General features: G+C 74.0%; 11 protein-coding genes. 7 read left to right on the forward strand and 4 right to left on the reverse strand.

What is annotated here, in order from left to right; all coding sequences use genetic code 11:
• A partial coding sequence (rsgA, locus tag ACEQ2X_RS10115; protein WP_370325686.1) for a ribosome small subunit-dependent GTPase A occupies window positions 1–1,173 on the reverse strand: 1,173 nt, incomplete at its 3' end.
• A gap of 237 nt (window positions 1,174–1,410) precedes the next feature.
• Window positions 1,411–2,067: a TIGR03089 family protein gene (locus ACEQ2X_RS10120; RefSeq protein ID WP_370325687.1), complete on the reverse strand. Its 657-nt coding sequence runs from the start codon at window positions 2,065–2,067 to the stop codon at window positions 1,411–1,413.
• A 184-nt stretch (window positions 2,068–2,251) separates the two neighbouring features.
• Between ACEQ2X_RS10120 and ACEQ2X_RS10125 the strand changes: the two genes are divergently transcribed.
• Both ACEQ2X_RS10125 and ACEQ2X_RS10130 read left to right on the forward strand, forming a co-directional pair.
• On the forward strand, window positions 2,252–3,763 hold the full coding sequence (locus tag ACEQ2X_RS10125) for an LCP family protein (protein WP_370325688.1): 1,512 nt from the start codon (window positions 2,252–2,254) through the stop codon (window positions 3,761–3,763).
• Window positions 3,764–3,829: 66 nt separating this feature from the next.
• The gene (locus ACEQ2X_RS10130) at window positions 3,830–4,894 is read left to right on the forward strand and encodes a glucose-1-phosphate thymidylyltransferase (RefSeq protein WP_370325689.1); all 1,065 of its coding nucleotides are present in this window, start codon (window positions 3,830–3,832) and stop codon (window positions 4,892–4,894) included.
• A gap of 255 nt (window positions 4,895–5,149) precedes the next feature.
• Here the strand turns inward: ACEQ2X_RS10130 and ACEQ2X_RS10135 are convergent, their stop codons facing one another.
• Both ACEQ2X_RS10135 and ACEQ2X_RS10140 read right to left on the reverse strand, forming a co-directional pair.
• Window positions 5,150–6,211, reverse strand: a complete 1,062-nt coding sequence (locus ACEQ2X_RS10135; RefSeq protein WP_370325690.1) for a hypothetical protein — start codon at window positions 6,209–6,211, stop codon at window positions 5,150–5,152.
• A gap of 288 nt (window positions 6,212–6,499) precedes the next feature.
• Window positions 6,500–7,129: a DUF1684 domain-containing protein gene (locus ACEQ2X_RS10140; protein ID WP_370325691.1), complete on the reverse strand. Its 630-nt coding sequence runs from the start codon at window positions 7,127–7,129 to the stop codon at window positions 6,500–6,502.
• A gap of 102 nt (window positions 7,130–7,231) precedes the next feature.
• Between ACEQ2X_RS10140 and rfbB the strand changes: the two genes are divergently transcribed.
• The 5 genes from rfbB (at window position 7,232) to ACEQ2X_RS10165 (ending at window position 13,386) form a co-directional block, all read left to right on the forward strand.
• A complete protein-coding gene (gene rfbB / locus ACEQ2X_RS10145; protein ID WP_370325692.1) occupies window positions 7,232–8,254 on the forward strand; it encodes a dTDP-glucose 4,6-dehydratase in 1,023 nt (340 codons plus the stop codon).
• A gap of 4 nt (window positions 8,255–8,258) precedes the next feature.
• Entirely contained in the window at window positions 8,259–9,101 is an 843-nt protein-coding gene (rfbD, locus tag ACEQ2X_RS10150) for a dTDP-4-dehydrorhamnose reductase (RefSeq protein ID WP_370325693.1), read from the forward strand.
• A gap of 3 nt (window positions 9,102–9,104) precedes the next feature.
• A complete protein-coding gene (locus ACEQ2X_RS10155) occupies window positions 9,105–9,998 on the forward strand; it encodes a glycosyltransferase family 2 protein (RefSeq protein ID WP_370325694.1) in 894 nt (297 codons plus the stop codon).
• A gap of 147 nt (window positions 9,999–10,145) precedes the next feature.
• A complete protein-coding gene (locus ACEQ2X_RS10160) occupies window positions 10,146–12,551 on the forward strand; it encodes a cell wall-binding repeat-containing protein (protein ID WP_370325695.1) in 2,406 nt (801 codons plus the stop codon).
• Entirely contained in the window at window positions 12,544–13,386 is an 843-nt protein-coding gene (locus tag ACEQ2X_RS10165) for a class I SAM-dependent methyltransferase (RefSeq protein WP_370325696.1), read from the forward strand. The genes ACEQ2X_RS10160 and ACEQ2X_RS10165 overlap by 8 nt, the downstream gene beginning before the upstream one ends.
• The last annotated feature ends 1 nt before the right edge of the window (window position 13,387 follow it).

Raw genomic sequence — 13,387 nt, forward strand, 5'->3', positions numbered from 1 at the left:
CCGCGCCCGGGGCCCCGCCGCCCGCTGCCGCGCCGCCCGCCGCGCCCCCGCCGCCGCCGCAGGCTGCCGCGCCCCCCGCCGCGCCCCCCGCGCCGCCGCCGCAGACCGCGCCCCCCCCCGCGTCGCCTCCCGCCCGATGACCCCCCAGCTGCGCGCCTGCGCGCGCCAGGCGGCCGTGTCAGCGCGGAGCGCGGCGTTCTCGGCCTCGGCGCGGATCCGTCGGAACCCTTCGAAGCGGTCGGCGTCGAGGCCTCCGTCGTCGAGGGCCGCGAGGACCGCGCAGCCGGGCTCGGACTCGTGCCGGCAGTCGCCGAACCGGCAGGCCGCGGCCAGCGCCTCCACCTCGGGGAAGGCCCGGTCGATCCCGTCGGCGACCTGACCGAGGCTGAGGGTCCGCAGGCCGGGGGTGTCGAGGACGGCCCCGCCGATCGGCAGGGTGACGAGCTCGCGGTGGGCGGTGGTGTGACGGCCCTTCCGGTCGCCGTGGCGCACGTGGCCGACGGCCAGGGCGTCGTGGCCCACGAGGGCGTTGGTGAGCGTCGACTTGCCGGCACCGGAGGCGCCCAGCACCGCCAGGGTGCGGTCGGGGGCCAGGCGGTCCGCCAGCTCGGCGATCCCGTCTCCCGTCGTGCCGGACACGACCAGCACGTCGACGCCGGTGGTGGCCGCCTCGAGCTGGCGGACGGTCAGGTCGAGGTCCTCGCACAGGTCGGCCTTGGTCGCGATGACCAGGGGGATGGCGCCGGACTCGTACGCCATGACGATGCCGCGCTCGACGCGGCGCACCGGGAGGTCGTCGCCGTCGATCGCCACGACCACGCCGACCAGGTCGGGGTTGGCGGCGAGCACCTGGTCGGGGGTGCCGTCGGTGCGGTACCCGACGTGCTTGGCGGGCCGGGTGATCGCGGTCCGCCGCTCGGCGATGCCGACCAGGGCGCCGTCGTCGTCGACGGCGACCCAGTCGCCGGTGACGGGTGGATCGGTGGTGGGGGTCCAGGTGGCGCGGACGGAGCCGTCCGCGGTGGCGACGGTCGCCGCGCCGCGGTCGGCGCGGGTCACCCGTCCGTGCCGGGCGGTGGGGTCGATGGCGGCCAGCAGCGCCGGCCAGGGGCCGGAGTCGTAGCCGAGGGCGGTCAGGGTCGAGGGTGCATCAGGGGATGCGGGCAGGGTCAACGCAGGTGCTCCTGTGGGCGCGTGGGGCCGCACGCGATGAGCGGGCGGGGCAGCGCCTGCGGAGCGGACCTCCGGTCCGGCGCTGCAGATGTCGTCGGGGGCGGGGGGGACGGGCCGCGCGCCGTCGATGGCAGCCAGCAGGTCCTCACCTCCTCAGACGTCGCGCCCGGGCAGGAGACCCGGGTCGGTGGGTGCAGGGTACGCCGGCCGGGCGGGCGTGACCAGCCCCGTCGGGTGCTACGCGAGCCCCTCCTGGGCGGCGAGCCGCGCGAGGCCGTCGGCGTCGAAGCCGCGTGCCAGCACCAGCCCCACGCCGGCGGGCAGGCTGCGCGCGATCGTGAACACCGTCTCGGCGGTCGTGCGATCGCCGGCGTGGAGGATGCGGGTGCCCGACGCCCCGAGCGGCTCGGCCAGCAGCGTCGCCTGGGTCCGCCCGCCGATGGCCCACGCCCCGTCGTCCTGCGGGTCGTCGACGAACTCGTCGGGCTGGGCGAGGACGTCGGTCACGGTCAGGGCGTCGTCGATCTCGTCGGACGCCGGCCGGCCGCCCATGCCGATGCCGATGAGCAGGTCCGCCTCCAGGTCCGGGTCGTCCAGCTCGTGTCCGACGACTGCATCCCCGCCGGGCTGCAGGCGGACCGCGGCGCCGGTCGCCCAGGTGCCGAGCGCGACGACCGGCACCAGCCAGTGGAGGGGGACGTCCAGGCGCACCTCGCTGCCGAGCTGCACGTCGATGCTGTCGAGCAGGAGGTTCGCGGTCTTCGACACCCAGTTGTGCAGGGTCGCGAAGCTGAGCTCGGTCCGCTCGCCGGTGCCGGCGTCGACGAAGGTCACGGCGGGGCGGTCGCCGAGCTGGCGGGTCTGGTCGGTCAGCGCCGCGAAGATCGTGGTCATCGCCTCCCGACCCTATCCGGCGGCCTCGGGTGGCCCGTGCGGACACCGTCCGGTGCCCGTGGGGCGACGATACGCTGGCTCCGCCGGTGTGCCCGTGCGCGTGCGTCGCGGGGTGTGCCGACGGCTCCTCGTCCCCCTCCGGAGGCACATCCCCCACATGGCTGCGTCCGCATCCGACCCCTCCGTGCGCGGAGGGCTGGAGCCTGGCGTCTTCGGGCCGAGCGTCACCCACGGGAAGCCCCGGAGCGGCGGCCCGGACTGGCGGCGCGTCGGGCTGCTCGCGGTGTCGATCGTCGTGGCCTTCGCGGTCGTGACCAGTGCGACCTACGCGGGGCTGGTGTGGTGGGAGTTCCGCCAGATCGGCAGGAACGCCGTCGACATCGGTGCGCCCGAGGTCACGTTCGCGCCCGAGACCGAGGGCGGTGAGGCGCTGGTGGTGCCGGAGGTCGAGCCGGTCGAGGAGCGCACCACGATCCTGCTGGTCGGCTCGGACTCCCGCGAGGGTCTGACCGAGGAGCAGCTCCAGCGCATCGGGACCGACCCGACCGACACCGACCTGACCGACACGATCATCCTGCTGCAGATCGATCCGCAGACCGACACCGCGGCGATGCTGTCGTTCCCCCGCGACCTGGTCGTCGAGCGGTGCGACGGGTCGCGCGGCCGGATCAACCAGGCCTACGCGATCGGCGAGGAGCAGCGGGAGGGCTACGGCCCGGAGTGCCTCGTCCGCACCATCCAGGCGCTCACCCTGATCGAGGTCGACCACTACGTGCGGGTCAACTTCGCCGGCTTCGTGTCCGCGGTCGACGCGCTCGGCGGGGTCGAGTTCTACGTCGAGGAGCCGATCCAGGACCGGTACTCGGGCATCGACATCGACCAGGCCGGGTGCGTCGCCTTCGACGGCGTGCGGGCCCTGCAGTTCGTGCGGGCCCGCCGGGTCGACAACGACTTCGGCCGCATCGCCCGCCAGCAGCGCTTCGCCCGCGAGATGCTGAACAAGGCGACGAGCCTGGGCACCCTCGCCCGCCCGGACCGCGTGGCGTCGCTGATCGGGTCGATCTCCGACGTGCTCGAGACCGACCGGGCGTTCGGTGCCAGCGAGATGGTCGACCTGATCTCGAGCATCCAGGACATCTCGTCGGGCCGGATCGACGCGCGGACCGTGCCGGCGACGCCGGGCAACCTCGGGGAGGCGTCGGTCGTCTACGCGATCGAGGAGGACGCCGAGGCCCTGTACCGGGCGTTCCGCAACGGCGACCTGCTGCCCGAGGGCGTCGGCACCGACGCCGGCCCGGTCGAGCTCGGCCCCTCCAACACCATCCCGGTCAGCATCCAGAACGGGTCGGACGTCGAGGGGCTGGCCGAGGAGACCGCCGCGGTGCTCGAGGCCCTCGAGTTCCGCGTCGGGGAGGTCGGCACCGCGGAGAACTACCGGTTCGAGGCCTCGGTCATCCTGTACCCCGAGGGCCGTCGGCCGCACGCCGAGGTGCTGAGCGAGGCGCTCGGCGGGATCTCGATCAACGAGGGCAACACCAGCGAGCTGACCCTCATCCTCGGGTCGGGCTTCGATCCCGACGCCCACGCGCCGGAGGGGTTCGACGCCTCCGAGACCCCCTCGCCGAGCGCCAGCCCCGAGCCGACGGCCTCGGAGACGGAGTTCGTCGGCGCCCAGGAGAGCGACGTCGCCTGCTAGGCCCGGCGGTGCTCGGGCTACCGTCGTCTGTGACCACCCTCTGAACGCAACCCCCAAGGGAGACCCGTGAAGGCCCTCGTCCTGGCCGGCGGATCCGGAACCCGCCTGCGCCCGATCACCCACACCTCCGCCAAGCAGCTCGTGCCCGTCGGCAACAAGCCGGTGATCGACTTCGGGCTCGAGGCCATCGCCGCGGCGGGCATCACCGACGTCGGGATCATCGTCGGCCACACCGGGCCGGAGATCGAGGCGTACGTCGGCGACGGCTCCCGCTACGGGATCTCGGTGACCTACGTCCACCAGCCGGACCCGCTCGGGCTGGCCCACGCGGTGCTGACCGCCGAGGACTTCCTCGGCCGCGACGACTTCGTGATGTACCTGGGCGACAACCTGATCGCCGGCGGGATCACCGAGTTCGTCGAGCAGTTCGAGGCCAACCGCCCCGACGCCCAGATCCTGCTCGCGAAGGTCCGCGACCCCGAGCGCTTCGGCGTCGCCGAGCTCGGCCCCGACGGGCACGTCTCGCAGCTGGTGGAGAAGCCGAGCGAGCCGAAGAGCGACCTCGCCCTCGTCGGCGTGTACCTGTTCAGCGGCTCGATCATGGACGCCTGTCACGCCATCGAGCCGTCCGACCGCGGTGAGCTCGAGATCACCGACGCGATCCAGTGGATGATCGACGACGGGCAGAAGGTCGCCGAGCGCACGATCACGGGGTGGTGGAAGGACACCGGGAAGCTCTACGACATGCTCGAGGCCAACCGGATCGTGCTGGACACCTACGAGCCCCGGATGGAGGGGTCGATGGACGAGGCGTCGGAGATCCAGGGGCGGGTCGTGATCGAGGAGGGGGCGGAGCTGGTCAACTCGACGGTCCGCGGCCCGGCGATCATCGGCAAGCGCACGCGGCTCGAGAACACCTTCGTCGGCCCCTACACCGCGATCTACCACGACTGCGTGGTGACCGATTCGGAGATCGAGCACTCCATCGTGCTCGAGGAGACCACGATCACCGACGTGGGGCGGATGGAGGACTCCCTGATCGGCAAGCAGGTCGAGGTCGGCCGGTCCAGGCGTCGTCCGGCGGCCATGCGCCTGATGCTGGGCGACCACTCGAGGGTCGGGCTGGTCTAGGGACGTCGTTCGGTCGAGGCCGCGTGGTGGTCGCGGGTCCCATCGCCGTGGTCCCGTCGCCGTGGTCCCATCGCCGTGGGTGCGCCGCCCGCCGGGGGGAGCGGCGGGCGCACCCGGTGGTCGTGGGTCCGTTCGCGGTGGGTGTGGGGCCCGTCCGTGGGGGCGGCGGACGCACCCGGTGATCATGGGTCCGCTCGCCGTGGGTGCGGGGCCCGCCGGTGGGAGCGGCGGGCGCACCCGGTGGCCGTGGGTCCGCTACGCGTGCGGCTGCTTGCGGAGGGTGATGCCCTGCGCCGCCGCCGCCTGCAGGATGTCCTGCTCCACGCAGCGCTGGAACCCGACCGGATCCTCACTCACGAACTCCGCGTCATAGCGTCGGACGATCCAGTCGATCTGTCGGAACCGCGCATCGCGTCGACGGTCCTTCGCGCGTTGGCCGGGCTCCCGGTGGTGCGGGCCGTCGATCTCGATGTCCAGGCGGAGCAACGGGATCGCGATGTCGGCCTCGCCGGCCGCCACGCCGTCGGCCGCGATGTCGGTCGGCCGCGGTTCGACGTGCAGGCCGTAGCGCGCCGCCACCTCGTCCACCAGCTCCCGTGCGTCGTGCTCCGTCCCGGAGTGCGAGTGGCCGTCCTTCAAGCTGAGCGCGGCGATGCGGAAGGGGACCGGGACCTGGCCGGGCAACCCGTGCTCGCGGGGGTGCAGCGCGGCGAGGTGGAGCGTCTCCGCCTCCACCAGTCGGACGCCGTCGGCGAGGGACATCAGCCGCCGGAGCCGTGCCGGCGCGTCCCGCTCGTGCCGCAGCACCCACCCGCAGTCCCACAGCATGCGCACGGCTGGGACGGTCGGCACGTCGTCGACCAGCTCGAGGTGCTCGGGGTAGACGCGCGTCCGGATCGTCCGCACGTCCGCCAGGCGCTTGACCAGGTGGTGGGGGATGAGGACCTGCGATCGCGTGGGGGCGTTCGGGACGAGACCCCGCAGGGTCGCGCCGGTGAAGCCCGTGGCTCCGATCGTCCTTCGCGCGACGTCCCGGATGACCTCCGGGTCGAGCGGACCAGCCGGTCGCGTCAGGTCGACCATCAGCAGGCTCATCGTCGCCAACAGCGCCGCCCAGGTAGATCCCGCCGTCGAGGTCCTGTGACCCGGCAGCAGGCTCACCCCACGACTGAGCGCGGTCCACCCCAGGCGGGCGGGCAGCTTGTCGGCCGCGTCCTCGCTCAGGCCCAGTGCGAGGAGCTGCCACCGGGCGACGTGCCCGTGCTGGCTCGCCGCCAGCAGATCGATCGCGGTGCGCAGGTCGTCCGACATCGCCATGTCGGGATCGTGGCCGGCGGAGCGGTCGCCGCGGGCCGGAGATTCCCGTGCCCTGTGGACAGAGGGTCGCCACGGCCCGTGGCAGTTGGTGCGGGTGCGGAGGCCGCTCGAGGGGGCGGGCCGTGCACCCGCCGTGATCGGTCCGCGACCGCCTGGGTGCGGAGGCCGCTCGAGGAGGCGGGCCGTGCACCCACTGTGATCGGTCCGCGACCGCCTGGGTGCGGATGCCGCTCGAGGGGGCGGGCCGTGCACCCACTGTGATAGGCCCCCTGAGCGCACACGCGCCGGTCACCCGACCGGTAGCTGCTCCCCGGCCTCCACCCGGACCCCCACGACGTTGGACGGCGGTGCCAGCGGGCAGGACCACGACGGGTCCCAGGCGCAGGAGGGGTGGTAGGCGTAGTTGAAGTCCATGACGACCCGCCCCTCGGCGTCCACCCCGAGGTCAGCCCCCTTCACCGTGTCGAGCAGGTACCGGCCGCCGCCGTACGTCTCGGCTCCGCAGGTCCCGTCCCGGAACGGCACGAAGATCCCGCCGCCGTAGGCGTCCAGCCAGAAGGCGGTCAACTCGATCGCCACGCCGCCCCGCACCGCGCGCAGGACCCCGGCCTCGACGAACCGGGTGGCGCCGGACCCCGAGTGCGGGATGTCGAAGCCGACCGGGTCCGCCACCGGCTCGAGGACCCCGGCGAGCCGCCAGGTCGGGTCGTGCTCGAAGAACGGGGTCCGCCACGAGGGCGACCGGCGGTCCGCGGGCAGCGGCGACTCCGCCGAGGTCCCGATCAGACGGTCACGGCGGGTCCGCCACGCCCGCCACCCCTCCACCTCCGCCCCAGCGGCGCGCGCCGCGGCGTACGCCTCGGCCACCTCCCGGCGGTACGCCGCCAGCTCCAGCACGTCCATCCCGAGCACCTCCACCCCGCAACCGTACGCAGGAACCGTCGGGCTGGACACGCGCAGAACCCGGCGAGGGCGGTTACCGTTCAGCGGTCCCCCTGCTCTCGACACAGAACGCGACCAATGCGCATCTTCGTGACCGGCGGTGCCGGCTTCATCGGCTCGAACTTCATCCGCTACGTGCTCAGCCACACCGATGACGTCCGCATCACCAACTTCGACAAGCTCACCTACGCCGGGAACCCGGCCAACCTCGCCGACCTGGCAGACGACGCGCGCTACGACTTCGTCAAGGGCGACATCTGCGACGGCGACCACGTCGCGGAGGCGATCGCCGGCCATGACGCGGTGGTGAACTTCGCGGCGGAGTCCCACGTCGACCGCTCGATCACCGGCGGCGCGGAGTTCATGGTCGCCAACGTCGTCGGGGCGCAGACGATCTTCGACGTGGCGCGCAAGGCCGAGATCCCCAAGTTCCTCCACATCTCCACCGATGAGGTGTACGGGTCGGTCGACGAGCCGGACAGCTTCGTCGAGGGCGACGCGCTCGAGCCGAACAGCCCCTACAGCGTCTCGAAGGCGGCCGCGGACCTGCTCGCGCGCGCCTACCGGGTGACCTACGACTACCCCGTCACCGTGACGCGGACGGCGAACAACTTCGGGCCGTACCACTTCCCCGAGAAGGTCATCCCCCTGTTCGTCACCAACCTCATCGACGGCCAGCAGGTGCCCCTCTACGGGGAGGGGAAGAACGTCCGCGACTGGACCTACGTGATCGACAACGCCGCCGCCCAGTGGCTGGTACTCACCGAGGGGACCCCAGGCGAGGTCTACAACGTCGGCGCCGGCAACGAGATCACCAACGCCGAGCTGACCTACGCCATCCTCGAGCGGTTCGGCCTGACCGGTGACGAGGCAGAGGAGAGGATCCGGCGCGTGCAGGACCGGCCCGGGCACGACCTGCGGTACTCCGTCGACACGACGAAGATCCGCGCGCTCGGGTGGGAGCCGGCGCACAGCTTCGACGAGGCGCTCGACGCCACCATCGAGTGGTACCGCGCCAACGAGGGGTGGTGGCGTCCGCTGAAGGAGGGCGGCGCGAGCGACCGCCGCGGGCTGGTCAGCGCCGACTCCACCCGCGCCTGAGACCGTGAAGGTCCTCATCACCGGCGCGAGCGGCCAGCTCGGCCACGACCTCCAGCGCGCCTTCACCGCCGTCGGGGACGACGTCGTAGCCACCGACCGGGACGCCCTCGACGTGACCGACGCGAAGGCCGTCGACGCCGCGGTCGGGCACCACCGCCCCGACGTGGTCGTCCACTCCGCCGCGTTCACCGCCGTCGACGCGTGCGAGGTCGAGACCGAGCTCGCCTGGGCCGCCAACGCCGTCGCCCCCTGGCACGTCGCCCGCGCCTGCGACGCCCACGGCGCGGCGATGGTCCACATCTCGACCGACTACGTGTTCGACGGGACGCTCGGCCGTCCCTACACCGAGTTCGACGAGGTCCGACCCACCTCGATGTACGGCCGCACCAAGGAGGCCGGCGAGCAGAAGGTCCGCGACACCCTCGAGCGCCACTACATCGTGCGCACGTCCTGGGTGCACGGCGCCCACGGCGGGAACTTCGCGAAGACCATGCTCCGGCTGGGTCGCGAGCGGGGCGCGGTCAGCGTGGTCGACGACCAGACGGGCAGCCCCACCTTCACCGCGGACCTCGCCCCGCAGATCCGCCGCCTGGCCGACTCCGGCCTGCACGGCACCTACCACCTGACGAACACCGGCAGCTGCACCTGGTTCGAGTTCGCCCGCGCGATCTTCTCCCACGCCGGCGTCGACGTGGACCTCACCCCGACGGACACCGCGACCTTCGGGGCACCGGCGCCCCGACCGGCGTACTCGGTGCTCGACAACCTCCTGGCGCGCCACACCGGGCTCCCGGACATGCCGGCGTGGCAGGACTCCCTCGCCCGCCTGCTCGCCGAGATCGCCTGAGCGGTGCCCGAGCCAACCGCCGGCCCCGTCGGCCTGGTCGTGGTGAACCACAACACCAGGGAGGACCTGCTGGCCTGCCTGGACAGCGCTGCCGACGCCGGCGCGGACCGGGTCGTGGTGGTGGACTCCGGCTCGAGCGACGGGTCCCTCGCCGCCGTCCGGCGCGCCCACCCCGAGGTGATCGCCGTCGGGCTGCCGAACCTGGGCTTCGGGCGAGGGGTCAACGCCGGCATCCGCCGCCTGGGCCAGCTGCCCGAGGCGCCGTTCTCCGCCGTCGTCGTCGCCAACGCCGACACCCGCTTCACCCCCGGTGCCGTCGCCGCGCTGGGCCGCTACCTGGCCGAGCACCCCGACGTCGGCGCGGTCGGCCCGCGCGTGGTGTTCCCCGACGGACGGCTGCAGCTGTCGGCGCGGTCGTTCCCGGACATCCCGACGGCCCTCGGCCACGCACTCTTCGGGCTGGTCAGGCCGGACAACCGCTGGACCCGCCGGTACCGGCTGACCGACTGGGACCACGAGACCGAGCGCGACGTCGACTGGCTGAGCGGCTGCTGCGTCGCGCTCGACGTGGAGGCCTTCGAGGCCGTCGGCGGCTTCGACCCCGGCTACTTCATGTTCGTCGAGGACGTCGACCTGTGCTGGCGGCTCGGCCAGGCCGGCTGGCGCGTCACGTTCGCCCCCGTCGCCCAGGTCACCCACGCGATCGGGGCCTCGGTCGGTCGTCGGCGCACCCGCATGGTGTGGGAGCACGCCCGCAGCCTGGACCGCTTCTTCGGCCGTCGCTACCGGACCTCCACCCCGACGCGGTGGCTGATCCGCCTGGGCCTGCTCGCCTGGGCGCTCAGCGTCATCGCCTGGTCGGAGATCCAGGGCCGCACCCACGCGCAGGCCGCCTGACCGTCCTCCGGTGCCGCCGCGCCCCACATGCCCGTCACCGCATGGGACGGACGGCCGACGGCGTCAGAGCCGGGACGGCGTCACGCTTGTCGACGACTCCCGTGCCACCATGGGTGTCAGTAGTTGACAGACGCAACAGTAGGGCTCATGCGCACCTCCCCCTCCTCTGCCCGTGCGCCGCGGTCGGTCGTGGCCGCCGTGGCCGCGCTCGCGACCCTGATCGCACTCGTGCTGCTCGCGGTCCCCGCCGACGCGGGCCAGGGCGCCCCGCCCACGACCGACCTGACCGGCTACGTCGAGGCGGAGCCGCCTGCGCTGCCCCCGACCTTCAGCCAGGGCTGCCTGCCCGCCGGCGGGTCCCCGATCGCCAACCCGGACCCCCCCGACGCGGACTTCGCCTTCGTCGGCGGCGGGTGGGGCCACGGCGCCGGCATGAGCCAGTACGGCGCGCAGGGGGCCGGCATGCTCGGCTGCACCGCCGAGCAGATCCTGACGACGTACTTCCCCGGCACGAACGTCGCGACGGTCGCCATCCCCCCGCAGATCGTCATCGGGCTCGCCACCGGCATCACCTCGACGCGGGTGACCGCCGACGCCGGCCCGGTCCCGTGGGAGCTCTGCCACTACCAGACCGGCGCGTGCCAGCCCCTGCCCGTCGAGCAGCCGACCGGCGCGGTGTGGACCATCACGATCCTGCCCGACGCCCGCTACCGGATCACCGACGCGGGCGGCGCCGCGGTCTTCGAGGGGGGCGACTACGAGCTCAACCTCCGCGCCCGCCTCAGCCAGACCGACGCCGACACCCGGCGGGTCAGCCTGTCCGAGACCGGCCACGTCTACCGCTGGGGCACCTTGCAGATGGACTCGGTGCAGACCGCCAGCTCGAACGCCTACATGACGCTCGAGATCCCGGACATGGACCTGTACCTCCGCGGCCTCAGCGAGGTCCCGGCGTCCTGGCCGGCCCCTACCCTGCAGGCGCAGGCCATCGCCGGGCGCTCCTACGCGGTCCGGCGCATCCAGGCCCTCGGGATCCGCGACTCGTGCCGCTGCAACCTCCTCGCCACCCCGGCGGACCAGAACTACGAGGGGTACGACTACGAGCGCGCCGACGCCCAGATCGGGGGGAGGTGGCGGGCCGCCGTCGAGGCGACCAGCCGCCAGGTCCTCCTGCACCAGGGCGCGGTCGCCGAGACCTTCTACTCATCGAGCCACGGCGGGCACAGCGAGTCCTCCCGCTTCGTCTTCGGCGGCGACCTCCCCTACGTCCAGCCGGTCGACGACTCCCGCTGGGACCTCGCCTCCAACAACCCGCTGCGCCGCTGGACCGCGACCTTCACCGCCGCGGAGCTGGGTGCGGCCGCCGGGGTGGGCCAGGCCACGCAGGTCGAGTTCCTCGAGCCCCGCGGCGCGGCCGGACGGGTCGGCAACCCCGCCCGCGGCTACGGCGGGGTCCGGGTCACCGGCACTGGGGGGCAGGCCGTGCTGTCCGGCGACCAGCTCCGCCAGCGGCTGGGCATGCGCTCGACGCTGTTCGGCCTGACCGCCGACAGCCAGCAGGGTCCCCCGCCCACCGACCCGTCCCCACCGCCACCACCGCCCAGCGAGCCGCCCGACGAGACCCCGGACCTGCTCGCGCGCGCCGCCGCCTCCAACCGGATCGCGACCGCGGTCGCGGTGTCGGGGGAGGGGTGGGACACCGCCGCCGACGTGGTCGTGGCGGCCGCCGACCGGTTCCCGGACGCCCTGGCCGGCGTGAAGCTCGCCGCCTCCCTGTCCGCGCCGCTGCTGCTGACCTACGGTGACGGCCTGGACCCCTCGGTCGCGGCCGAGATCGACCGCCTCGGCGCCGAGACGGCCTGGCTGCTCGGCGGCGCCAGCGCCCTGTCGAGCGGGGTGCGCGGCGACCTGGCCGACCTCGGCCTCGTCACGCGCCGGCTCTCAGGCGACACCCGGTACCACACGGCCGCGGACATCGCGACGGCCTCCGCGGTCGCGGCCGACGAGGTGACCGTCGCCCTCGGCGACGACTGGCCGGACGCGGTGTCGGCGTCCTCGCTCGCGGCTCTCGTCGACGGTCCCCCGACGCTGCTGGTGCAGCGCGACCGCGTGCCCGGGCCGACGGTCGCGGCGATCAACCAGCTGGGTGCCCGCCGCGTGACCGTCGTCGGCGGCACCGCAGTAATCGGCCAGGCCGTCGTCGCCCAGCTCGAGGACCTCGGGCTCGAGGTGACCCGCCTGGCCGGCGGTGACCGCTTCGCCACCTCCACCGCGGTGGCCTCGTCCGCCCTCGAGCGCCGCACCGGCGCCGTCCCGCTCGTGGTCGCCTCCGGCTCGGGCTTCCCCGACGCGCTGTCGGCCGGTGCGCTCGCCGCCCGGCTGGGCGGGGTGCTCGTGCTCGCCCCCAGCACGTCGCTGCCGTCGGGCTCCCCGGTCAGCGCGTTCGTGGCCGCCCACGCCAGCCGCCTCGACGGCGGGGTCGTGGTCGGCGGGACGGGCGTGATCTCCACCGCCGTCGAGCGGCAGCTCGAATCGCTGCTCGACGGTGGGTGAGCCGCCGCCGACGTCCGCGGGCGAGGCCCTCGACCGGCGTGGCGTCGTGGCCCGGCTCAGCGCCGCCGGCGTGCCGAGCCCCGAGGCCGACGCCCGCTGGCTGCTCGAGGCCTTCGCGGACGACCCGGCTGCCCTGGTCGTCGCCGTCCGTCGCCGCGAGTCCCGCGAACCCCTCCAGCTGATCCTCGGCACCGCCGCGTTCCGCTACCTCGAGCTCCGGGTCGAGCCCGGCGTGTTCATCCCCCGCCCGGAGACCGAGGTGCTGGTCGACCTCGCCCTGGACCGACTGCCCGCCCACGGGGTCGTGCTGGAGCCGTGCACCGGCACCGGTGCGATCGCCTGCGCGATCGCCTCCGAGGGCGCCCCGTCGCGGGTCGTCGCCACCGACGCCGACGCCGCCGCGGTCGACCTCGCCAGGCGCAACGCGGCCCCCTGGCCGGTGGTGGAGGTGCACCACGCGAACCTCCTCGCCGGCGTCGACCCCGCCCTGCTCGGCGCGGTCGACGTGCTGGTGTGCAACCCGCCGTACCTCGATCCCGCCCAGCTGGCGGCCGCCGAGCCGGAGGTCCGCGACCACGATCCCGTCGCCGCCCTGGTCGGCGGCGAGACCGGCTGGGAGGTCATCGCCGACCTCGTCGCCGCCGCCCCGCACTGGCTGCGACCCGGCGGGTGGGTGCTGATCGAGGACGACCCGTCGCGCGTGGACCAGACCGTCCAGGCGCTCGACCACCACGTCGGACCTGCCCACGTCGAGGCCGACCTGACCGGCCGCCCCCGGTTCGCGGTGGCCCGGCACGTCGAGCGCGGCCCCGACGCCGGACGGATGGCACGCTGAA

Origin of the sequence: Euzebya sp., from assembly GCF_964222135.1 — a bacterium.
Classification (GTDB): domain Bacteria; phylum Actinomycetota; class Nitriliruptoria; order Euzebyales; family Euzebyaceae; genus Euzebya.

Coding starts and splice junctions, on each gene's coding strand:
- ACEQ2X_RS10120 (WP_370325687.1), bottom strand. CDS start 2,067: ATGACCACGATCTTCGCGGCGCTGACCGACCAGACCCGCCAGCTCGGC.
- ACEQ2X_RS10135 (WP_370325690.1), bottom strand. CDS start 6,211: ATGGCGATGTCGGACGACCTGCGCACCGCGATCGATCTGCTGGCGGCG.
- rfbB (WP_370325692.1), top strand. CDS start 7,232: ATGCGCATCTTCGTGACCGGCGGTGCCGGCTTCATCGGCTCGAACTTC.
- ACEQ2X_RS10160 (WP_370325695.1), top strand. CDS start 10,146: ATGCGCACCTCCCCCTCCTCTGCCCGTGCGCCGCGGTCGGTCGTGGCC.